Annotated in this window: 27 protein-coding genes and 2 riboswitches; of the genes, 8 read left to right on the forward strand and 19 right to left on the reverse strand. The window is 27.5% G+C overall.

Annotation, left to right across the window (positions count from 1 at the left end):
• The 4 genes from lgt to ACTHUW_RS06435 all read right to left on the reverse strand — a co-directional run.
• Positions 1 to 652, reverse strand: a 652-nt coding sequence (gene lgt, locus ACTHUW_RS06420; protein ID WP_442212830.1) for a prolipoprotein diacylglyceryl transferase, incomplete at its 3' end; no start/stop codon positions are given.
• A gap of 26 nt (positions 653 to 678) precedes the next feature.
• On the reverse strand, positions 679 to 912 hold the full coding sequence (locus ACTHUW_RS06425; RefSeq protein ID WP_442212832.1) for a double zinc ribbon domain-containing protein: 234 nt from the start codon (positions 910 to 912) through the stop codon (positions 679 to 681).
• A 181-nt stretch (positions 913 to 1,093) separates the two neighbouring features.
• Entirely contained in the window at positions 1,094 to 2,449 is a 1,356-nt protein-coding gene (locus ACTHUW_RS06430) for a sigma-54-dependent transcriptional regulator (protein ID WP_442212834.1), read from the reverse strand.
• A 15-nt stretch (positions 2,450 to 2,464) separates the two neighbouring features.
• The gene (locus tag ACTHUW_RS06435; RefSeq protein ID WP_442197234.1) at positions 2,465 to 3,862 is read right to left on the reverse strand and encodes a two-component system sensor histidine kinase NtrB; all 1,398 of its coding nucleotides are present in this window, start codon (positions 3,860 to 3,862) and stop codon (positions 2,465 to 2,467) included.
• 209 nt (positions 3,863 to 4,071) lie between these two features.
• Between ACTHUW_RS06435 and ACTHUW_RS06440 the strand changes: the two genes are divergently transcribed.
• The 5 genes from ACTHUW_RS06440 (at position 4,072) to ACTHUW_RS06460 (ending at position 5,783) form a co-directional block, all read left to right on the forward strand.
• A complete protein-coding gene (locus ACTHUW_RS06440; protein ID WP_442197235.1) occupies positions 4,072 to 4,209 on the forward strand; it encodes an LDCC motif putative metal-binding protein in 138 nt (45 codons plus the stop codon).
• Between the two features lie 14 nt (positions 4,210 to 4,223).
• The gene (locus ACTHUW_RS06445) at positions 4,224 to 4,598 is read left to right on the forward strand and encodes a NusG domain II-containing protein (RefSeq protein ID WP_442199333.1); all 375 of its coding nucleotides are present in this window, start codon (positions 4,224 to 4,226) and stop codon (positions 4,596 to 4,598) included.
• 17 nt (positions 4,599 to 4,615) lie between these two features.
• Complete coding sequence (locus ACTHUW_RS06450) at positions 4,616 to 4,852, forward strand: hypothetical protein (protein WP_442197237.1); 237 nt, start codon at positions 4,616 to 4,618, stop codon at positions 4,850 to 4,852.
• Positions 4,853 to 4,873: 21 nt separating this feature from the next.
• On the forward strand, positions 4,874 to 5,245 hold the full coding sequence (locus tag ACTHUW_RS06455; RefSeq protein WP_442197238.1) for a hypothetical protein: 372 nt from the start codon (positions 4,874 to 4,876) through the stop codon (positions 5,243 to 5,245).
• Positions 5,246 to 5,348: 103 nt separating this feature from the next.
• Complete coding sequence (locus ACTHUW_RS06460; RefSeq protein WP_442197239.1) at positions 5,349 to 5,783, forward strand: Dps family protein; 435 nt, start codon at positions 5,349 to 5,351, stop codon at positions 5,781 to 5,783.
• A gap of 53 nt (positions 5,784 to 5,836) precedes the next feature.
• On the opposite strand, the gene ACTHUW_RS06465 is transcribed toward ACTHUW_RS06460, so the two are convergent.
• The 5 genes from ACTHUW_RS06465 to ACTHUW_RS06485 are packed head-to-tail and all read right to left on the reverse strand — an operon-like array spanning position 5,837 to position 11,239.
• Positions 5,837 to 6,808 carry an ABC transporter ATP-binding protein gene (locus ACTHUW_RS06465; RefSeq protein WP_442212836.1) on the reverse strand — a complete coding sequence of 324 codons (972 nt, stop codon included), beginning with the start codon at positions 6,806 to 6,808 and terminating at the stop codon, positions 5,837 to 5,839.
• The gene (locus tag ACTHUW_RS06470) at positions 6,809 to 7,780 is read right to left on the reverse strand and encodes an ABC transporter ATP-binding protein (protein WP_442210366.1); all 972 of its coding nucleotides are present in this window, start codon (positions 7,778 to 7,780) and stop codon (positions 6,809 to 6,811) included.
• A 1-nt stretch (position 7,781) separates the two neighbouring features.
• Complete coding sequence (locus ACTHUW_RS06475) at positions 7,782 to 8,621, reverse strand: ABC transporter permease (protein WP_442197242.1); 840 nt, start codon at positions 8,619 to 8,621, stop codon at positions 7,782 to 7,784.
• 4 nt (positions 8,622 to 8,625) lie between these two features.
• Positions 8,626 to 9,579, reverse strand: coding sequence for an ABC transporter permease (locus ACTHUW_RS06480; protein WP_442197243.1), 954 nt, complete (start codon positions 9,577 to 9,579; stop codon positions 8,626 to 8,628).
• Positions 9,580 to 9,637: 58 nt separating this feature from the next.
• On the reverse strand, positions 9,638 to 11,239 hold the full coding sequence (locus ACTHUW_RS06485) for an ABC transporter substrate-binding protein (RefSeq protein ID WP_442199334.1): 1,602 nt from the start codon (positions 11,237 to 11,239) through the stop codon (positions 9,638 to 9,640).
• Between the two features lie 204 nt (positions 11,240 to 11,443).
• Here ACTHUW_RS06485 and ACTHUW_RS06490 point away from each other — a divergent pair, with 204 nt between their 5' ends.
• The 3 genes from ACTHUW_RS06490 to ACTHUW_RS06500 all read left to right on the forward strand — a co-directional run bounded on the left by ACTHUW_RS06490 (position 11,444) and on the right by ACTHUW_RS06500 (position 15,331).
• Positions 11,444 to 14,689 (forward strand): SNF2 helicase associated domain-containing protein, encoded by a 3,246-nt coding sequence (locus tag ACTHUW_RS06490; protein ID WP_442210364.1) that lies wholly within the window; start codon positions 11,444 to 11,446, stop codon positions 14,687 to 14,689.
• Positions 14,690 to 14,719: 30 nt separating this feature from the next.
• Positions 14,720 to 15,106 carry a YkvA family protein gene (locus tag ACTHUW_RS06495; RefSeq protein ID WP_442197246.1) on the forward strand — a complete coding sequence of 129 codons (387 nt, stop codon included), beginning with the start codon at positions 14,720 to 14,722 and terminating at the stop codon, positions 15,104 to 15,106.
• A gap of 69 nt (positions 15,107 to 15,175) precedes the next feature.
• Complete coding sequence (locus tag ACTHUW_RS06500) at positions 15,176 to 15,331, forward strand: hypothetical protein (RefSeq protein WP_442197247.1); 156 nt, start codon at positions 15,176 to 15,178, stop codon at positions 15,329 to 15,331.
• A 57-nt stretch (positions 15,332 to 15,388) separates the two neighbouring features.
• Here the strand turns inward: ACTHUW_RS06500 and ACTHUW_RS06505 are convergent, their stop codons facing one another.
• The 10 genes from ACTHUW_RS06505 to ACTHUW_RS06550 form a co-directional block, all read right to left on the reverse strand.
• Positions 15,389 to 16,768, reverse strand: coding sequence for an NCS2 family permease (locus ACTHUW_RS06505; RefSeq protein WP_442197248.1), 1,380 nt, complete (start codon positions 16,766 to 16,768; stop codon positions 15,389 to 15,391).
• A gap of 76 nt (positions 16,769 to 16,844) precedes the next feature.
• A riboswitch (purine riboswitch) is annotated at positions 16,845 to 16,947 on the reverse strand.
• Between the two features lie 94 nt (positions 16,948 to 17,041).
• Positions 17,042 to 17,542, reverse strand: a complete 501-nt coding sequence (locus tag ACTHUW_RS06510; RefSeq protein WP_442210362.1) for a general stress protein — start codon at positions 17,540 to 17,542, stop codon at positions 17,042 to 17,044.
• Between the two features lie 20 nt (positions 17,543 to 17,562).
• On the reverse strand, positions 17,563 to 18,963 hold the full coding sequence (locus ACTHUW_RS06515) for a DUF2812 domain-containing protein (RefSeq protein WP_442212838.1): 1,401 nt from the start codon (positions 18,961 to 18,963) through the stop codon (positions 17,563 to 17,565).
• On the reverse strand, positions 18,956 to 19,273 hold the full coding sequence (locus ACTHUW_RS06520) for a PadR family transcriptional regulator (protein ID WP_442197251.1): 318 nt from the start codon (positions 19,271 to 19,273) through the stop codon (positions 18,956 to 18,958). Before ACTHUW_RS06520 ends, ACTHUW_RS06515 begins: the two co-directional genes overlap by 8 nt.
• Before the next feature lie 142 nt (positions 19,274 to 19,415).
• Complete coding sequence (locus ACTHUW_RS06525; protein ID WP_442197252.1) at positions 19,416 to 20,765, reverse strand: NCS2 family permease; 1,350 nt, start codon at positions 20,763 to 20,765, stop codon at positions 19,416 to 19,418.
• A gap of 103 nt (positions 20,766 to 20,868) precedes the next feature.
• Positions 20,869 to 20,970, reverse strand: a riboswitch (purine riboswitch).
• Positions 20,971 to 21,049: 79 nt separating this feature from the next.
• On the reverse strand, positions 21,050 to 21,619 hold the full coding sequence (locus tag ACTHUW_RS06530; RefSeq protein ID WP_442197253.1) for a uridine kinase family protein: 570 nt from the start codon (positions 21,617 to 21,619) through the stop codon (positions 21,050 to 21,052).
• Position 21,620: 1 nt separating this feature from the next.
• Positions 21,621 to 22,142 carry an ECF transporter S component gene (locus ACTHUW_RS06535; protein WP_442197254.1) on the reverse strand — a complete coding sequence of 174 codons (522 nt, stop codon included), beginning with the start codon at positions 22,140 to 22,142 and terminating at the stop codon, positions 21,621 to 21,623.
• A gap of 2 nt (positions 22,143 to 22,144) precedes the next feature.
• Positions 22,145 to 22,450, reverse strand: a complete 306-nt coding sequence (locus ACTHUW_RS06540; RefSeq protein WP_442197255.1) for a DUF3784 domain-containing protein — start codon at positions 22,448 to 22,450, stop codon at positions 22,145 to 22,147.
• A gap of 102 nt (positions 22,451 to 22,552) precedes the next feature.
• Complete coding sequence (locus ACTHUW_RS06545) at positions 22,553 to 22,969, reverse strand: hypothetical protein (RefSeq protein ID WP_442197256.1); 417 nt, start codon at positions 22,967 to 22,969, stop codon at positions 22,553 to 22,555.
• Positions 22,956 to 23,186, reverse strand: coding sequence for a helix-turn-helix transcriptional regulator (locus ACTHUW_RS06550; protein ID WP_442197257.1), 231 nt, complete (start codon positions 23,184 to 23,186; stop codon positions 22,956 to 22,958). The genes ACTHUW_RS06545 and ACTHUW_RS06550 overlap by 14 nt, the downstream gene beginning before the upstream one ends.
• Positions 23,187 to 23,271 lie beyond the last annotated feature (85 nt).

Here is a 23,271-nt window from a genome sequence, read left to right on the forward strand (position 1 = left end):
TATGGAATATTAATGTCCGAGAAAAAAGTGTGCTGAAAAAGGTTGACAATCCAATACCTCTTATAATCGAAAATCCTATTATATATTTAATGAATAATTCCCCATCATATTTAATGTTATGACGCTTTTTCCAAAGATAAGTGAATAATATTAAATCAAGTACCACTTCATAAATTTGTGCCGGATGTAACAATTTAGAATTTACATTTACACCCCAAAAATATTGACTTTCCATAGGTATTCCAAATACATCACAACCAACTCTTCCTATTGCCTGACCTATTATAATTCCTGGTGCAAATGTATCTGCCACACTAAGAAAGTTTAATTTTTTTCTTTTGCTATACCATATTGCAAAAGTTATGCCAAATATCAATCCTCCTTGAATTGATAAACCTCCATTTCTTATGGCAAATATTGCTGTAGGATTTTCTAAATAGTAATTAAGATTAAATGCTAATACATAGAAAATCCTCGCCCCTATCAACGATACTATTATTGTATATATTGCTAAATCAGATAATTTATCTACATCTTGTTTTTTTCTCTTTCCTTCTTTTAGCATTACTAAAATACCAACCAATATACCTAATGCAATTGTAATTCCAAATACATATATGGAAAAATGACCTATTTTAAAAGCTTCTACCATTACATTACCTCCTACTATTTTTATTATTATTCATCACAATATGGACATTTTCTCCAATTTGTATGAATCAACATTTCACAATTATTGCATTTTTTCTTTATTTGTTCTTTGCAGTTTGGACAATAATTGTAATTTTCATCTACATCTACGCCACATTTATTGCAAATAATATAATTATTTTCATTAGTACATTTACAAGCATTAGCTCTTATATAGATTATAAAGATAATCATTATAAAAATAGTATAGAATATTAACATCATAATAATTTTCCTTTCTTTTGTAAGTTTTCAAACACCAATTGTGGCTTATGCTACATTAATACTAAAACTATTTAAGCAAACAGCCGAATTTGTCTAAATATTATTGTTTTCAAATGTATATAATTGCAATATATATGCCAAAATTATTTTATACAAAAAAATAAAAGCATTTCTGCTTTTATTTTCTTGTATCTATATTATATTTTTCTATTCTATATATAAGTGCATGCCTTGTGATTCCAAGTAATTTTGCAGATTTTGTCTGGTTGAAACTTGTCGCCTCTAAAGCTTGAGTTATCAAATTTCTTTCAACTTCTTCTAAATTTATTCCTGAACTTGGAAGTTTAAAATTATCTATTTGTCCTTTTATATATAACATTTCTTTAGGTAACTTTTCTTTAGTGATTACATTGTCTTCACTTAATATAACAAGTCTTTCTATTACATTCTCTAATTCTCTTATGTTTCCTCTCCATTCATAATTTTTAAGAGTATCTAATGCTTCATCTGTTAGCTTAAATTCTTTTCTACCTAATTCTTTACTGTATTTATTTAAAAAATAATAGGTAAGTAGTTTTATATCATCTTTTCTTTCTCTTAAAGGAGGTATTTCTATTGGAATTACATTTAATCTATAATATAAATCTTCTCTAAATTTACCTTCCTCCACCATTTTCATAAGATCTTTATTTGTAGCTGCTATTATCCTTACATCTACTTTTATAGTTTCGACTCCTCCAACTCTTTCCATTTCTCGCTCTTGTAATATTCTTAGGAGTTTAACCTGTACATTTAAATTTATTTCTCCTATCTCATCTAAAAATATAGTGCCATTATCTGCTCTTTCAAATCTACCTAATTTCTTATTTATAGCTCCAGTAAATGCACCTTTTTCATGACCAAATAATTCTGATTCAAGTAAATTTTCAGATAACGCTCCACAATTCACCTTTATATATGGATTTTTAGCTCTATCACTATTATAATGAATTGCATTTGCAATAAGTTCTTTTCCTGTACCACTTTCGCCAGTTATTAGTACAGTAGCTTTACTCTCAGCTACCTTATCTACAATGTTTAATACATTTTTCAACCCTTTACTTTCACCTATTATTCTTTTTCCAGTTTTATTTTTCAATTCTTCTGTCAAATAATCAATTGTATCTGACATTTTTCTTATATCTAATGCCTTTCTAATTTGAATTTTCAATTCTTCTATATCAAAGGGCTTTGAAATATAATCAATTGCACCTATTTTCATAGCTTCTATAGCAGTTTCAACATTTCCATGTGCAGTCATCATAATAGCTAGAGTGTTTGGAAAATTCTTTTTTATATTCTTTAAAGCTTCTAAACCATTCATCTCTGGCATCTTTAAATCGATAAGTAGCAAATCTGGTTCATGTATCTTTACACTTTCTATAGCTTCCTTACCATTTGAAGCAGTAATTATGGTATAGCCCTCATCTTTTAAGGCTCTTTTAATTGCCCATATCATATTCTTTTCATCATCAGCTATTAAAATCTTTTTCATAAATGAATCCTCCCCTTAATATGCTTTTGGTAAATAAATACTTATTTCTGTACCTTTATCAATTTCACTATTTATCTCTATATATCCATTATGTTCTTCAATTATGCTATGAGTAATTGAAAGACCAAGTCCTGTACCTGAATCTTTAGTTGTAAAAAATGGTTCAAATATTTTTTCGATTTTTTCTTTTGATATTCCAATTCCAGTATCTTTAAATGATATTACAAGATTATTTTTTTCTTCTATTAAATTTATATCTAACTTTCCACCTCTAGGCATGGCTTGAATTGCATTAAAAATTATATTGATGAAAGCTTGTTTTAATTTTTCTCCATCTACTAATATTTCTCTAATTTCTGTTGAATTATATTCTATATTTACATTGTGTTGTTTTGCATATTTTTTTGTTATCAATACTATATCATTTATTAATTTATTTAAATTTATGTTTTGTTCGCTATTTATTTGTGGCTTTGCAAAATTTAAAAGTTCCTTTATTACATTATTTGCTCTATTAATTTCATGATTTATTATACTAAGCCCTTCTTTTAAATCTTCATCTTCTGTTTCGGAGTGCAATGTTTGAGAAATGGTCTTTATTATTCCCATAGGATTTCTTATCTCATGAGCAATACCTGATGCAAGTTCACCTATGGCAGATAATTTTTCTGTTCTTCTTATCTGTTTTTCTAATTTTTTTATTTCTGATATATCTTCTAATATTATTACAACTCCTTCTATATTCCCCCCGATATTTTTAAGTGGATAAGCTAAGAGTCTTACATCTAATATATCACTATTTTTTATTCTAAACCGTGTTTCTATATTAATTTTTTTATATTTAGTATCAATCACTTCTTTTAAAACCTTTCTTATCTTTTCATGTTCAATAAAGAATTTATTTATATTTTCACCTATAAATTGTTCTTCGGTTTGCTTAAGTAAATTTATTCCTTCTTTATTAATAGATCTTATATTAAAACTCTTATCCACAGATATCAATACATTTGTTATACTATTTAAAATATTTTGAGTGTAGTTTTCTAGATCACTCAATTTTTCTATTTGATAACTGAGTAATTTCTTTTTTCTATTATCGGATTCAACTAAGAATCCTGTAATTATACCAATTAATAAAAACATAATTATTTCTAAAAATTGATTCAATATTTCAATATCAATCAATCCAAAATATATAAATAAATGTGGTGCATATAGCAGTGATATAATAATCGGTGTTATAATTCCACCTCTAAGTTTAAATTTAAAAGCAGAAACTATAATAGGAATATAATACAACCTTCTATAAAAATCATGAATACCCCAATCGGAAGATATACTAAAATAATGAAAAAAGGTTATTATAATTATCATTACACTTATATAAATTATATCTTTAGCTTTTTTATTCATATAGACACCTCTCTTTAAAATTATATTATCATGAATTCAATATAAAATATATATCTGGCATAATTATTGCTTTAATATATAGTAAGTTTATCAAATCAAAGGAGGGATATAGTCTTTTAATCATATTAGCAAATCAAATATTAAAGATATTTGTAGGATATTCTACAATAGCTGTGTCATATACCACAATAAAAAAGGAGAGATTTAGAATGAAGAAGAAAAAGAAGAAAAATGTATTTCAAAAATTCATAGAAAAGTTAGCTGATACAAATAAAAAAGATTTTGGAAGTGGAAGAATGGATTGTTGTGAAGTAAATCAAAAAAGTAATGGTTCAAATAAAAAATAATGAAAATAGGAGATATGGTAATAATTATAACTATTTTGATTGTTTCCATTATAAGTTTAATTTCAGTAAAATTACTAAATGAAAATATAAATGAAAAAAATATTTTAATAAAAGTTGATAAGAAAATAGTAAAAGAAATATCTATAGACAAATCAGTAGATAAAAAATATAGTTTTAATTTTGGTAGAGAAAAAGGGTTTTTACAAGTCAAAAATGGTAAGGTGAGAATGCTTCAAATGAATGATGATATTTGTCCTAGAAAAATTTGTTCAGAAACAAGATGGATAGAAAATTCCAAAGACACTATAGTATGCTTGCCAAATAAAATAGTAGTTAGCTTAGAAGCTACAGATAAAGAAAATGAAGATATTGATGTATTATCATTTTAATTTACGGAGGTGTATTAATGGAAAAAAATAATACTAAAAAAATAGGTTTTATGATGCTTGCCTGTTGTATGCTACCAATATTACTATTATTAGCTCTTCCTCTTCTTGGATTAACTAATTCAATTGGAAGAGGCCCTATGTTCTTATTATATCTTATTCCTCATATAGGGATAATGATGTTTATGATGAGGGGAAATGGTCATGATTCTTGTCATAGCGGTCATGCGAAAAAAGAAATAGAAAACAAAGAATAAAATTAAAAGGAGATGTGAAGTATGAATAAAAAAATGGTTATATTTATTATAATAGGAATCGTGTCACTAGTTGCCTTAACAGGTTTTGCATATGCTGATAGATTTGATGGACATTTTTCTCATATGAGAGGATTTGATAATAACGATTCTGATGAAATGATTGATATTATGAAAGAAAATGGTTATGAAGATGTAGCTGAATCAGTAGAAAATGGTGATTATGAAAAAATGGATGAATTCATGAACAATATCACTGATGAAGATTATGAAAAAATGACTAAATTAATGAAAGAAAATGGTTATGGTCACATGTCAAATATGATGGAAAATACCAGTAAAGATGAAATGATAGAAATGCATAACGATATGGGTGGAGCAGAAGCTTGCCATTAAAATTAAGAGCGGTTCCTTTTGCAATCGCTTGTTGTTTGTTTAATTATTTTAAATATGGGTAATATAATTATGGAGAAATTTTATAAATTTATAGGAGGTAATTATGTCACATATAAAAAAAATGAATGAATATTTATCAAATTTAGCAGTTTTAAATGTCAAACTTCATAATTTACATTGGAATGTAGTAGGTAAGCAATTTGTGCAAGTTCACGAATTTACTGAATCATTATATGACGATATGTTTGAAAAATATGATGAAGTAGCTGAAAGCTTAAAAATGAAAGGTGAAAAACCTTTAGTAAGAATAAATGATTATTTAGAAAATGCTTCTATAAAAGAATCAGATAAAGATAAGTTTTCTGTAGATGAAGTACTTGACATTGTGAAAACTGACTTACAAGCTATGAAAAATTTAGCTACAGAAATAAGAAATGCAGCTGATAAAGAAGATGATTTCGAAGTAGTAGCTATATTTGAAGATCATGTAGCTGGTTATAGTAAAAACCTATGGTTTATTAATTCAATGCTTTCATAAAGATAAAAACACGGATTATTTTCTATAATAGAAAATAATCCGTGTTTTTATCTTTATGAAACTACATGACAAGCTACACTATGCCCCTCTTCTAATTCTCTAAGTTCTGGTTCTATATTTTCACATTTTTCTATTTTATATTTACACCTTGTTTTAAATCTGCAACCACTTGGAGGATTTATAGGACTTGGTACATCTCCTTTTAGTATTTCCCTGTTTCTTTTCTTGCTTAAATTAGGATCTGCTATTGGTATGGATGATAATAATGCTTTTGTATATGGATGAAGGGGATTTTTATATAATCTATCACTTTTAGTAATCTCAACTAATTTTCCTAAATACATTACACCTATCCTATGAGAAATATGGTTTACCATAGATAAATCATGAGATATAAATAAATATGTTAATCCAAATTCATCTTGTAAATCTTTTAATAGGTTTATAACCTGTGCTTGTATAGATACATCTAATGCAGATGTTGGCTCATCACATAATATGAATTTAGGTTTGACAGATAAAGCTCTTGCAATCCCTATTCTTTGTCTTTGTCCTCCACTAAACTCTCCTGGATATCTATCCATATCATCTTTATTTAATCCTACTTTTTCTAATAAATTATATATAATATCAAATCTATCTTTTTTACTCATATCAAACATCTCAAGAGGTTCATTTATGATATCGCATACAGTCATATAAGGATTTAATGATGCAAATGGATCTTGAAAAATTATTTGCATATCTTTTCTATATTTTTTTAAATCCTTTTCTTTCATATTAGATATATTATTACCATCAAAAATGATTTCTCCACTTGTAGGTTCATATAATCTAGTAATTGTCCTGCCAATAGTAGATTTTCCACATCCAGATTCTCCTACGAGCCCAAGAGTTTCTCCTTTATTTATATTAAAACTAATATCATCTACTGCTTTTACATACTGATCATTACTTTTAAAAAAATCATTTTTTACTTTAAAATATTTTTTTAAATTTCTTATTTCAATTAAAGGTTCATTCATCTAAACTTCCACCTTCCTATTTAAAAAACACATAGATTTATGAGTATCAGAAAGTTTGTAACTTTTTGGTATTTCTTCTTTGCAAATATCCATTTTATAATCACATCTATCATAAAAAGGACATCCTTTAGGTGGTTCTAATAAATTAGGAGGAAAACCTTCTATAGGTAAAAGTTTATTCTCATCTCCAAGTTTAGGTATGGAATTTAACAGACCTTCAGTATAAGGATGATTAGTATTATAAAATATTTCTTCAGTAGTGCCTTCTTCCATAATAAGCCCTCCATACATTACAATTATCCTATCACAAGTTTCTGCAACAACCCCTAAATCATGAGTTATTATAATTATTGATGTATTAGTTTTATCTTTTAATTCTTTCATTAACTCCAATATTTGAGCTTGAATTGTAACATCTAGCGCTGTAGTGGGCTCATCTGCTATTAGTAGCTTTGGTTTACATGATAGAGCCATAGCAATCATAGCACGTTGTCTCATTCCACCAGAAAACTCATGAGGGTAATTATCTATTCGAGTTTCTGGTGATGGTATTCCAACCGCTTCTAAAGACTCTATAACTTCAATTATAGCTTGTTTTTTATTTAATCCTTTATTTTTAATTAAAATATCCACCATTTGCTCTCCAACAGTATAAACTGGATTTAAAGAAGTCATTGGATCTTGAAATATCATTGAAATCTCATTTCCTCTTATATTCCTTAATTTTTTTTTAGAATAATTATTTATATTTTCACCATCAAATATTATATCACCCTTTTTTATTTTTCCAGGTTTTTTTATAAGATTCATTATAGACATAGAAGTAACACTTTTTCCACTACCTGATTCTCCTACTATTCCTAGAACCTCACCCTTTTCTACATTGAAATTTATACCTCTAACTGCTTGTACTTCTCCCTTTCTTGTAAAAAATGATGTCTCTAAATTTTTAATTTTTAATATATCTTTCATTCTACTCGCCCCTTTTATCAAGCGTATTTCTAATAGTATCTCCTAATATATTAAAACTTAGAACAGTTATTAATATAAATACTCCAGGAAAAATACCTAAATAAGCAGCCTCATCCATATAACCTTGAGACTTACTTAGCATGCTACCCCATGAAGCATCAGGAGCTTGTACACCCATGCCTAAAAAACTAAGTGAAGATTCTATAAGTATTGCACTAGCTATGCTTAAGGTAGCTGCTACAATGATTGTAGGTAATACATTTGGAATTATATGTTTTGTAATTATTTTAAAATTTGATATACCTAAACTTTTTGCATATAAAACATATTCATTACTTTTTATGCTAAGTGTTTCTGCACGTACTAATCTTGCTGTTGTCATCCATCCAAGTAATCCAATTACAGCAACTATTATTCCCATACTAGGTTTAAGATAAGCATTTAAAATTAATATTATAAAAAAACTTGGTATTGACATCAATATATCCACTACTCTCATCAAAAAAGAATCTAATTTCCCTTCAAAATATCCACTTATTGAACCTACTATGGTTCCAATTGTTATAGAAATCAACATAGATAAAAATCCTACACTTAAAGATATTCTTCCACCATATAATATTCTAGTAAAATAATCTCTCCCCATTATATCTGTTCCAAATATATTCTTTAAATTAGGTGATGTAAATCTAGATGCCATATCTATTCCATTTGGGTCATAAGGAGATAAAAATGCAAATATAGATATAATAGTAAAAATAAATATTATTGCTAATGCAATTTTTCCTAATTTACTTGAAAGTATTTGATTTTTTAATCCTTTCATTAGTTTAATATACATAAAATCACCTCGTATTTCCAATTCTTGGGTCAACTATTCCATATAAAATATCTGCAATTAAATTTCCTATAATAAGAAGTGTGGCAGTAAGCATAGTTGTTGCCATTATCACAGGATAATCATAATTAAATATAGAATCCACCCCAAGTCTTCCCATTCCTGGCCATCCAAATACTGTTTCTGTTATGAAGGCCCCTGTTACTAGATTTGGTAAACTCATGCCTAGTATTGTGATTATAGGAAGCAATACATTTTTTAGTACATATTTAAACATAATTTTAGATTGTGAAAATCCATATGCTTCTTCTGTTCTAACATAATTTTCATCTAATTGCACTATAGTACTTGTTCTTATATACCTTGTATATATTGATATACTCGAAAAACTTAAAACGATAGAAGGTAATATACCATGTTTTATGATATCTAATATAGAATCAGGTGCTCCCAAAGTCCTCATCCCAACACTGGGTAATAAATTGAGTTTATAGGCAAATACATATATAAGTATTATTCCAAACCAAAAACTTGGTATTGATATACCTACATAAGATATTGTTGTAATAATATTATCTATAGTTCTTCCTTTTTTCTTGCCTGTATATAAACCTAATGGTATTGATACTAATAAAGATATCAATAATGAGCTTCCCATAAGTCCTATGGTTGCGGGAAGTCTAGATTTTATTATTTCTGTTACAGGTCTGAAATCTATTAGTGAATATCCCAAATCTCCTGTAAGTACTTTCTTTATCCACTTTATATATTGAATATAAACAGGATCATTTAACCCTAATCTTTCTTTTACCAATTCTATTTCACTTGCATTCATCTGTGGAGAAATATAACTTGTTGATGGATCTCCTGGTGCTAAATGCATTAAAGTAAAAGATATTATAGATATAATAATTAGCATTATAATACCTTGAAATATTCTTTTAAAAATATATTTTGACATAATTCACCAACTTTCAAATTAATTTAAAAGACAGCTCAAAATTGAACTGTCCTTTATATTATTCAACCATATATATTTGAGATAAATCATTAAACATATGAATAGGTGCAGGCTCTGCTTCTTCTAATCCTTGAAACTTTGGATCTACTGCAACTATTACATATCCATAGTCTATAGGATACATTGGCGCATCTTTCATTATTTTTTCTTGAATCTCTTTATATAATTCTTCCCTTTTTGTAGCATCTTTTTCTTTGGCAGCTTCATCCCAAAGTTTATCAACTTCTTCATTTTTATATCCACTTACATTATTCATGCTATCAGTTTTAAATACTTGAGCATAGGTTGAAGGTTCCTTACCATATATATAACCATTAAAAGCTAAATCATATTCATCTTGATGATCTTCTTCAAATAAAGCTTGAAAGAAAGATGACATATCCATTGCTTTAAGCTCTACATTTATACCTATTTCCTCTAAATATTGTTGAACTAATAATTCTCTAACATTGTCATCCCCTCCATAAGCAAGTGTTAGACTAAGATTGTTAACTCCGCTTTCTTTCATTAATTCCTTTGCTTTTTCTACATCATACTCATATTTTTCTACATCATCAGTTTTATACATAGTTTTGTCTGCAAAGAATGAGTATGCTGGTTTTGCATAATCAGTAGAAAGGTAATCAGCTTTTAAAAGTTCTTCCCTATCTATTGCATAAGCTATTGCTTGTCTTACTTTTTTCTCACCTAATTTGCCACCATTTTGATTAATTATTAAATAATCTAATCTATCTTCGTCAAAAGCTAAAATATTTGCACTTTCTTCAAATTTTTCAACCTTATCAGCAGATATACTCATAGCATCTATTTCACCATTTTGAAGTGCAATTTCAGCTGAAGCTGCCTCAGGTATTATTCTATATACTACTTCATCTAAATGAGGTGAACCTTTGAAAAATTCATCAAATTTAGAAAGAGTTAATGTTTCTCCTGCTTTTCTTTCTTTAAATTTAAATGCCCCAGAACCAACTGGATTATTATTTACATCACTTGTTTGAATATTTTCTATTCCCCCATATACATGCTCTGGAAACATTCTTATTCCACCTATAGTATCTAAAAATCCAATTTGTACTTCTGGTAATATAAATTTAACATTTAATTCATCTATCTTTTCTATCTTAACTTCACCTTTTGAAGTTACAAATGAATCTCTTAAATGACTTCCCTGGTTTTTATCCATTATAGTATTAAATGTAAATATCAAATCATCAGCATCTAAAGCTTCACCATCATGCCAAGTAAGTCCTTCTTTTAATTTTAGATCATATGATAAATAATCTTCAGATGGCTCGATACTTTCTGCTAACCAGTAATCTATATCTTCACCTTTTAAATTGTAAAGAGGAGAAAATATATGATTTACTAAAGTTAGAGTTGTTCTATCATTACCATATAAAGGATGTATAACTCTAGAATCTGCATCAACTCTAAATACCATTTGCCCACCTTCTACTTTTTCACCATCACTTTCTACTTGGTCATTTGAAACTTCTTTATCTTCTCCATCATTTGATTCATTTTCATCACCACATGCTATAAAAATAAACATAGTAGATAAAATTAAAATCAAAAATATTGCCATTCTTTTTTTATTCATACTTACAACCCCCATTTTTATTATTTTGGATCCAAGAGAAATTATAGCATAATTTTTCATAGCTTATGTTACTAATCTTTAACTATAGAATCTTTTAATATTACTCTATTATGTAATAGATTTCATCTATATAATATCTAAATACATTATCTTCTAATTTATGATATAATATAATATCAAATTATTTTTAGTGAGGGTGTTTTGATGTTTAATATTACTGAAGATTTAATTAGAAATTCTGTTTTAAATGATAGAACATTTAAAAAAAGTATAGATTATTATAAGGATAACTATGTTAAAAATTTATTATTTTATAGAAATAAAGATACATTTAGTTCTATAGTAGAAGGAACTAAAAATTATCAAGTAAATGTATCTTTTGATGAATTTGGAAATTTAGACCATGCTGATTGTGATTGTCCTGCTTATCGTGAATATTGGGGTTATTGCAAACATATAGGTGCTACTCTTTTTAAAATAATGGACCAAGATAGTAGGTCTCGTTTTGATAAAAAAATTATGAATCAATCAGATGAAAATATAACAAATTTATTAAATTATTATAGATATAATCAAACTGATTCAAAGATTCCTATAAATATTGAATATAATTATGAATTTGATCCAAATAGGATAACTGGTCTTAAGTATGCATCAAGTTTGAATTTACGAATAGGTGAAGAAAAATTATATGTTGTTAAAAGTATAAAGACACTTTTTCAAAATATAGAATATGGGAACTCAATAGTATTTGGAAAGAACTTCACTTTTGAACCTGATATACACACATTTAAAGAAGAAGATAAGGCTGTTATAGATATGTTAAAAGAAATGTATGATAATGAAAATTATATAAATGAATATTCATCTTATGGTAGTGGGAGTATGTTTAAAGGTAAAAATGTTACTCTTACTCCCAATACACTTAAGAGATTCTTTACACTTATGAAAAACAGAAAGATAAATGCAAAAATATATGATTTTTCTTATGAAGACATTGAAATTAAAGATGGTGAAATATTAGTAGATTTTTCACTTAAAGATATCAATGAAAATTTATCACTCAAAATGAATCATGAAGGATTACTTGTACCCTTAGTTTCAAATGGTGAATATTTCTTTTCAAATGAAAGCATATTAAATATCCCAGAAAAACAAAGGACTAGTTTGATACCTATTTTAAATACTATGAATTCATCTGATGATGAAACTATAAATATTCCAAAAGAATACAGAGAAAGCTTCATCTCTGAAGTATATCCATCAGTTAAAAAAGTTGGCCCTATAAAGATTGATGAAAAGGTAAAATCATCCATATATAATCCTGACTTAATTAAAGAGATATATCTTGATAATGAAAATGAAAATATTATAGCTAATATCAAATTAATATATGGAGATACTACAATTGAACCATTTTCTAAAAATAAAAGAAATTTAGAAAATGATGATAAAATATTGCTTCGTGATATAGAAGCTGAAAATGAAGTATTAAGCATATTTGAACGTGCAAATTTTAAGGTGAATAAGGAAAATAATATATATTTAGAAGATGAAGATGATATATATACCTTCCTTTATGAAAAGCTACCTGTCCTACAAGAAAAGGCAGATATTTATTATTCAAATAGCTTTAAAAATATAAAACTAAAAGATCCTAGTTCATTTAAAGGTGGGATTAGATTAAACGAAAAAAGCGACATGCTTGAATTTTCTTTTGAAATAGATGGTGTTAGTGATGAAGAATTAAAGGAAATATTTAATTCTCTAAATAAAAATAAAAAATATCATAGGTTAAAAGATGGATCTTTCCTACCCCTACAAATGGATAGTTTAAACAATATGGGTAAGGTCATTGATAATTTAGAGCTTGATTTAGATGATTTTCATGATTCAGTTATTGAAATACCTAAATTCAATGCACTTTATCTAGATGATGAATTAAAAGATGAAAGTTTACATTTCATCAATAGAAATTTAGCTTTTAAAGAACTTGTTCAAAATATAAAAGAACCAAAAGATATGGAATTTATGCCACCTACACATTTAAAAGATGTGCTTCGTAATTATCAAAAAATAGGATTTAAATGGCTAAAAACCTTGTCTTTATATGGACTAGGTGGAATACTTGCAGATGATATGGGGCTTGGAAAAACTATTCAAGTATTATCTTTTCTTACTAGTGAAAAAAAAGAAAAAGAACACAAACCATCTATCATAATAGTTCCAACATCTCTTGTATATAACTGGGAAGATGAAATAAAAAAATTTGCAAATGATTTGAAATATCTAATCATTTCTGGTGACAAGAAAATAAGAAGTGAAAAAATAAAAGATGCAAATGATTATGATGTAGTAATTACCTCTTATCCATTGATAAGACGTGATATAGAACTATATAATGATTTTTATTTTAAATATTGTATTTTAGATGAAGCACAACATATAAAAAATCCAACTTCCCTAAATTCAAAATCAGTAAAGATGATAAAATCAGAAACTAACTTTGCTCTAACAGGTACACCTATTGAAAATACACTTACTGAATTATGGTCCATATTTGATTTTATATTGCCAGGATATCTTTTTTCTCATAATAAGTTTATTAAAAAATATGAAAAACCTATTATAAAAGAAAATGATATAAAAGCTCTAGAATCACTAAAAAAACATATTACCCCATTTATATTGAGACGACTAAAAAAAGATGTTTTAAAGGAATTACCTGATAAGATTGAACATAAAATCACAGCAGAACTCACAAATGATCAAAAGAAAATCTATTTATCCTATTTAAATGAAATCAAGGGTGATTTAAAATCAAGTATAGAAGAAAAAGGATTTAATAAATCACATATGAAAATGCTAGCAGGACTTACCCGTCTGCGCCAAATTTGTTGCCATCCTAATACCTTTATAGAAAATTATACTGGAGATAGTGGAAAGCTAAAATTACTTGAAGAAATATTAAATGAAACACTTGCAAGTGGTCATAGGATACTTTTATTTTCACAATTCACCTCAATGCTCTCTATTATAAGGAAAATGCTAGAATCTAAAGATATAAAATATAAATATTTAGATGGCTCTACTAAATCAGAAACTCGAGGAGAGCTTGTAAAGGAATTCAATGATGGGGATGGAGACATTTTTCTTATCTCTCTTCGTGCAGGTGGAACGGGTCTTAATCTTACAGGAGCAGATACTGTAATACATTTTGATCCTTGGTGGAACCCTGCAGTTGAAAATCAAGCTACAGATAGAGCACATAGAATAGGACAAAAAAATACTGTTCATGTTATGAACTTAATAACCAAAGGCACTATTGAAGAAAAGATTTTTGAACTACAAGAGAAGAAAAAAGGTATTGTAGATTCAGTTATAAAACCTGGTGAAAAAATGGTTTCAAAAATGACAGAGGAAGAATTAAGAGATATCTTTGGTATTTAATGGGTAAAAACAATCTATGGAGGTGCTGTGATGCAAATTAAAATTAAAGAAATGTTTAATGAAGATAAAAAGAAGGCAATAAAATACATTAAAGATAAGGAAAAAGGCAAAAGATTAATTGATGAAGCAGTTCATAAATCTAGAAATGAAGATAGCGGTAGTAAGGAACTTAAAAGTGACTTAATTTTAAGCATATCTCTTTTAAAAGCTTATATCAGTGGAGAATATAGAGATATCTCTAAAACAACCATTATAAAAATTGTTGCAGCAATACTTTATTTTGTAAATCCTTTTGATGTAGTTCCAGATTTCATACTTTATGCTGGATATATTGATGATGCATTAGTATTTTCCTTAGTTCTTAGAGGTATGAAAAAAGAAATAGAAAAATATAAAAAATGGAATACCATGCAATAATATTCAAGTATTTATATCATTCCTTATGCAAATAATATTAATGTCACAAAGAAAAAAGGATGATATAAAATGGATAAAAATGATAAAGATATTGAACAAAAATATATTATAGATACTAATAATAAAAATAAATTCCCTATCATAGAAAATAAAATCAATGCCAATGTATTTCCTTTAGATATGAAAAGAGATGTAGATTATATTGACCCATCAAAGTTTAAATAAATTTAAACTTTAAAAAAGGATTCTCCGCTAGTAGAGAATCCTTTTTCTGTATTATACTTAATGAGGAAGTATAGTAAATCTCAAAATAAATAATATTGCTAGTACATATATTATAGGATGAACTTCTTTTGCCTTACCGTTTACTATTTTTGTTATCGGATAGAATATAAGTCCTGCTGCAATACCATTTGCAATACTATAAGTAAAAGGCATAATTGCCATAGTTAAAAATGCTGGTAATGCTTCAGAAAAATCTTCAAAATCTATATGTTTTATGCTTGTCATCATCAGTACTCCAACTATTATAAGAGCAGGTGCAGTAGCTTCTGGTGGTACCATACCTACTATTGGTGCTAAGAACAAGGATAATAAGAATAAAACTCCAATAGTTACAGAGGTAAGTCCAGTTCTACCACCTTCACTAACTCCTGATGCACTTTCTACAAAGGTTGTAGTTGTGCTAGTTCCAAGAAGTGCTCCTACTGAAGTTGCTATTGAATCAGCAAAAAGTGCTTTATCCATATTTTTAAGCTTTCCTTCTTTATTTATAAATCCTGCTTTTGCTCCAGTACCTACAAGAGTTCCTATTGTATCAAACATATCTACTAAAGATAATGAAATAACTACAGTTATAACACTCATTATAGCTCCAATTAAACCAACTTCACCTAAATTTAATAGTCCAACAAAATCTGCTTTAAAAAGAGTAGGTGCAAGAGATGGTATAGAAAAATTAAATTCTGTAGGTACACTTGTTACTCCAAGAGGTATACTTATTATTGTAGTTGCTATTATTCCTATTAATATTGACCCTTTAATTCCTCTTGTCATAAGAACTGCTATTATCAAAAGTCCTATGAGAGTTACTATTGTTGCTTTTTGAGTGAAATCTCCAAAACCTATAAGTGTTGCTGGATTGCCTACTATAATATGGCCTTGTTGAAAACCAATCAATGATATAAATAATCCAATTCCTCCACCAATAGCTCTTTTAAGAGAATCTGGTAGAGCATCTACTATTGCTTCTCTAAGTCCTGTAATAGTTAATATTATAAATAATATTCCTGATATAAACACTGCTGCAAGAGCTTCTTGCCAAGTATAACCAAGACCCAAAACTACTCCATAAGTGAAAAATGCATTAAGCCCCATACCTGGTGCTAGTCCAAATGGGAGGTTTGCATATAAACCCATTATGAGAGTACCAATTGCTGCAGCAACACATGTTGCAACAAATACAGCACCTACTATAGGATCTTCAAATCCAATACCTGCTGCTGCATCTCCAAGAGCTCCAGCCTCATTCATACCTGCAAGCTTCAAAATATTAGGATTTACAAATATTATGTAAGCCATAGTTACAAATGTAGTGATACCTGCCATTATTTCTGTTTTTACATTGGTATTATTTTCCTTTAATTTAAAAAATGAATCCATTTATAATTCCTCCTTTATAAGTATAAAATAAAAAAACTCTTAAAATAATCACTACAAGTGATTATCTTAAGAGTTAAATTCAAAGATATCCACTCATAGTCTAAGAATTTACGGTTCTTAGGTAGAAACTTTCTGGCCCTATTCCAGATTATTATACGAGTATTCCTATTTAATTCTAAGATTATATTAACAGATTCAATTTAATAAGTCAATAGAAAACACGAATATTTTTTTGTTAATTGAATTTAATGTTTTGATGAGTTTTTATCTTTATTATGGTCTATGAGTATTTTTATTTTTTAATCTTTCATTTCTTTCTTTATCATGATCAATATCACTACCCATATAATCTACATATTCATCTCTATCAAATGTAGGTTGATTTAAATTCCTATCATTTACTGTATTGTCTGTCGTTTTTTCTTCTATCAAAACAACTATATTTCCTGAATCCAACTTAGACTTATATTCTTTTAATGAATTTCTTTCTTCATTTTCTTGGTAATTATTCCAAAATCCTTCTTCGTACCTATCAAAAGTGAATGTATCTTTTATGCTATCCCAGATGCTTTTTTTATCATCTTTATTGGACTCCATATACTCCAAATCTTCATCTAAATCCTCTTTTGCTACTACAGTTATTTGTTCTTTTTCATATCCCTTATCTAATAATTCTTTTACCGCATCACGAGCTTCATGATTACTACTATAGCTTCCATATATTTTTTTCGCATCTACACCTCCATAAGAATATTTATTAGTATATCTACCCATAAATATTCTTTACAAATATATTAAATATCTAATTCTTCTTTCATCTCTTCTATTATCTTTTCATCAGTCAGATTATAACCACCTATATAATAAACTTCCCTATCATCTCTTATAAGAGCTATATCCTTATTTATAGATAAATAATATGCTTCATCTGCATTCCATATATTATTTTCTATTTTTATAATACTGTCATTTATATTTCTTTCTATCAATTCATCTATTGTTTTTGCATCTTCTGCGGTTTTTAAATCTATATATTCATCTTTACTTAAACCTAAGGTTTCATAATCCCCTCTTAAGGCATTTTCATTTTCTGATAATTCTTCTAAAGCATAGCTATAACTTCCCGTAATAGAATTCCTTCTTTCTTTTAAAAGTAAATCTACTAATCTTTTAGCAATACTTTCATTTAATGAGTCATAGTACTTTATTTCAACTGAATCTATTCCATGAGTATAATAATGATAAAATTCTGGAATTAATATACTACCATTTTCTCTATAGGTATAATCTTTATTTTCTTCCTTGGATAAAAACTTTGGGAAACCTGTAAAAATGATAATATTTGATATTACAACTGCTAGAATTAAAGTTACTACAAAAAATATTCTTTTATATTTTTTAGACATTTCACTTGGTTTTATATTGTATTTATACATCAATCCTATAGCTAATCCTACTAGTCCTGGAATAAATGCAGAAAATAATATTATGTCTTTATATCTTATAGCCTTATAAGTAATATATATGATAAATAATATAAGAAATATCATTCCACCAACTATAAATATACTAATAAACTTTCTATACATATCTGTTTTGCTATATTCAATATCATTTCCATATTCTATATTTTTCTTATTCTTCCTTAGAAATATTTTATAAACTATTACTTGTACAAGTGCTCCTACTATTGCAAATATAAGCATAGGTACTATAAATAAATACATGCCTGATACTAGACCTTCTACTGAGAAAAATATTCCAGTATTTATCCATAAGAAAAACAATAAAAAAGGTATCAATATATATGCTGATAATAATTCTTTCTTTGCTATTTTTTTGATAGCATGAAACTTCTCTTCCTCATCTGTTTGAAGTTCTATCAAATCTTCAGAGTTCTTTTTATAATAAATATGAAAATCATAGCTCTTAGCTGCAAATTTCCATCCTACACTTTCTGTGACATCTCTAAATTCTTCTATTTCTTTTTTTGATTTTCTATTAAAAGCACTTTCAATTTCATATGGAGTTATTGAAAAATCCAAGTTTTGCTTTTCTGTTTTTTCAAATATAAAAATACTAGCTAAAATAATCCTTTTTATCATCCATCCTCGACTAGCCATTTCAGATAAATATTTTTCTACAGATGGTATATTTGTGACATTTAAATTATGTATGGTAATTTTTTTACTCATATTCATCCCCCTTAAACACATTTTCTGCATCTTCTATCAATTTCTTCAATCTTTTAATTTCCCTATTAACAAGTATTTTACCACTATCATTTATTATATATATTTTTTTATTGTCCTTTTCTGAAATTATATCTATGTATCCTTCATCCAAAAATCTTCCAAGCAAATTGTATAATGTACCAGGCCCAACAATTACTCTCTCCTTTGTAAGTTCTTTAATATAGTTCATAATCTCATATCCATGTCTTTCTTCATATAAACTAAGTAAAACATAAAACATAGGTTGAGTTAGTTTATCAAAATATCCCATATCATCCACTCCCACTTATATCGACCTTCGATATATAATATTATATGTCGAGTGTCGATATAATGTCAAGTTTTTTTAACAAAAAAATAGGACTTAGAAAATTTTCTAAGCCCTGTTTATCTTCATATTTTATCTATAACTACTACATAAAAAACTTACCTATAAATAATACTGCTAATACATACATTATTGGTGATACCTCTTTGTGTTTTCCTGTAAAGACTTTAAGAAATACAAATGATAATATCCCAAAAGTTATACCTTCTGCTATGCTATAGCTTAAAGGCATCATTATTATAGTCAAAAATGCTGGTATTGCTTCTGTATAATTTTCTAAATCTATTTCTTTTATTGAAGTCATCATGAATAATCCTACCAATATCAATACTGGAGCTACAGCTGTAGAAGGTATCATTAAAAATAAAGGTGATAAAAATAAAGCAATTATAAACATAGCTGCTGTGCTAAGAGCTGTAAGCCCTGTCCTCCCCCCACCTGCTACACCAGATGCACTCTCTACTACAGTAGTAACAGTACTTGTCCCAAACATTGCACCAAATGTAGTGCCAATAGCATCAGCAAATAAGGCCTTTTTAGCCTCTGGTAATTCACCTTTGTCATTTAACATATTTGCCTTATCTCCCACGCCTACTAAGGTTCCAACTGTATCAAATAGATCTACAAATAAAAATGTAAATAATACAATAAACATATCCCATGTAAATATATTTTCAAATTGAAATTTAAAGAAAATAGGTTCAAGAGAAGGTGGTGCGCTAAAAATATTTAATCCTTCTGGTAAAATAGTTTGGCCTAATGGAATTCCAATAATAGTAGTTAAAATCATCCCAATTAATAAGGCACCCTTCACATTCTTTGCTAATAATACTCCTATTACCACTATACCAATTAAAGTAAGTGCCGGTCCTGGTGAAGCTATATTACCTAATTTAACTACAGATCCTGATAGAATATTTTTTTCAACAGCTACCATTCCTGTATTTACTATTCCTGAATTAATAAGTCCAATAAATGCAATAAAAAGTCCTATTCCTACTGAAATTGATTTTTTTATAGTCATTGGTATACAATTTATTATAGCTTCCCTTATATTCAATGCTGTTAAAAGTATAAATATTAATCCTTCTAAAAACACTGCTGTAAGAGCAAATTCCCAAGAATAACCCATACCTAAGACCACAGTATATGCAAAAAATGCATTAAGTCCCATGCCTGGTGCTAGTGCAAATGGCATATTAGCATATAAAGCCATTACTAAGGTACCAACAATAGAAGATAAGGCTGTGGCAGTAAACAATGCATTTACATCCATTCCCGTCTCCCCGAGTGTTATAGGATTTACTATTAAAATATATGCCATAGTCATAAATGTAGTGATTCCTGCTGTAATTTCTGTCTTTATGGTAGAGTTTCTTTCCTTAATTTTAAAATAATCTTTTTTATCTTTTATTCTGTCTGTTGTAATATCCATGATGTCACTCCTTCTTGTTTTCTTATATAAAATAAAACCCTTTAGTAGGTTTCACTTATAAGTGAAACCTACTAAAGGGTTTTAGCCTCAAGTAAATAGTATAATAATACTTAGTCTCACTCATAGTCTAAGAATTCCTGGTTCTTAGGTAGAAACTTTTCGGCCATATCCCGAATAATATATGAGTTGTTTTTTTTAAATTATATTAAATAATAACAAAATCTCTTTAGCTTGTCAATAACTTTTTCACATAAAAAACAGACTAAAATTTTCAGTCTGTAAAATTAATCAATAATATTATCTGATTTTTTAATTATATTTAATTCTTTAAAATATTTATTCTCTAAAGGAATCCATATATCTCTGAACTTTTTATACATCTCATTGCCATTCCTATCTAATATTCTCTCCTTTTGAGTATCATCATCAATCTCAAAAAATACCTTCAAATCATAATAATCTATAAGCTCAGGATGCATACTATATACACCTTCAATAATATTTAACTTCTTTGGAACTACAGTCCTATATTCTGTTAAAGTCTGCATCTTACAATCAAATATCTGATAGTTGAATGTTTTATCACCCTTTAATCTTTCCATTACATCCTCTTTAAACCTCATATAATCGACATTTCCACCAACTTCTTCAAGTCTCTGTTGAGTTTTAAACTTAGATGGAAGAAAAAAATCATCCATATGAAATACATTGCAATCATATTCCTCACTAAGAAGCTTAGAAAAACTACTTTTTCCAGAGGCACTCATACCATCTATAGCCATTAGTAGCTTGTCATTTTTTTCTAATAAATCATCAATTTCTTTTAAGATATATCTTTTTATGCTTTCCTTCATTTTATATAATACCTGCTTTTTCAAGTCTAATAACTATAAGAGGTATAAGTATAAGCTGTATAACAATACCTGCTATGGAACCTAAAAATGTAGCTGCTATAAACATATTTAAAGTAAAAGCTGTGTCACTTAAAAAGAATAAAAAGTAAGAAACTATTCCCCAGACTATTCTTCCACTTACCATTGCAACTATAAGTGATATAAAAATAGATGTCTTACTTCTTTTTAATCTATTATATAACAAGCCACTAACAAGACCATATACTCCTAATTCAAATGCCATAGCTGTTGCTATAGGATACATTGGTGGCATACCTACTAATACACTTCTAAGTAATGGTGTTATAATACCAACTAAAAGTCCATATCTTCCCCCTACTACAAATCCTGCTAATAATACTGGTATATGCATAGGTAATAGATTAACCCCTAAACTTTGGATATTACCTGTTAAATAAGGCAATAAAATACCAAGTGCAATAAAAAATCCTGATAATGTAATCTTGTTAACTCTTTTTTTCATATTTAATACTCTCCTCTTCTAACTTTTGAATCAATTATCCATATTGGGAATAGCAACACCACTACAAAGAAATCTAATAATACATCGAAATCACCATCAAAATAAAAATCATTTAATATGCTTGTAATTAAAAATATTAAAGCTACTGTGAAGAAGAGCTTAGCTATATCTTTTGATAATTTCTTCTTATCCTTTATCTTTTTATAGTCTTTAGATTTTTTTATATAACCCATTAGAAATATATATTCCTTTTTATATATTAGTAGTGCTAAAAGCATTATTGTTATAGATAAAACTATATCTACCACTTTGCTATCCCCCTTAAGAAATTCAAGTTCTTTTAACTTTTTCCTTATTATATATTTATATTAATTATATCATATCCCTTTAATTATTTAGAAAAATATTTTTTACACTTTCCTTCCATAATACATATAAGTTGCAAGTTCTAAAACAAGATTAAGGTTGAACTGAAGTCCAGGTATTATAATTAAGTATGCAAATACATCATTTTTTGTCACTGCAAAAAGTATTGTAAGAATTATAAGCACAGCTATATTTACATACTTAGAAATTTGGAATGATTTTTTTCCAGCTTTTAATCTTATATATGTATTTCTTTCATCATCTTCTTCTAATTTATCTTCTTTTGAAGATACTTTAGAAAAACTCCTAGAAATTTCTGTTATACCAAATAAGAATAGAAAAATTCCTGAAATTAAATAAAATATAGAAAATCCTTTTAAAAACATAGTTATAAAGCCAAAAATAGAAATCAAAATGAATGTTATACCAGATATAAATCCTTTCTTATTATAAATCTTCATATTTTTCATCCTCCAATTTTTTATTTTCTTTTAGACAATATAATTCCTCAAGAGAAATATTAAAAACTTCTGCTATTCTATAGGCTAACATAAGAGAAGGATTATATTTTCCTTTTTCTAAAGATATAATTGTCCTAGATGTCACATGCACCCTATCTGCAAGTTCTTTCTGTGTAATATTCTTTTTAGTTCGTAATTTCTTTATAATATTTTTCAAATTTCCACCTCTTTTTGATAAACATGAAATATATCTCACGTGAAGTACACTTCATATTATATGTTAAATATTTGCTTTGTCAATA

The organism is Senegalia sp. (in: firmicutes), assembly GCF_052088025.1.
Classification (GTDB): domain Bacteria; phylum Bacillota; class Clostridia; order Tissierellales; family SIT17; genus Anaeromonas.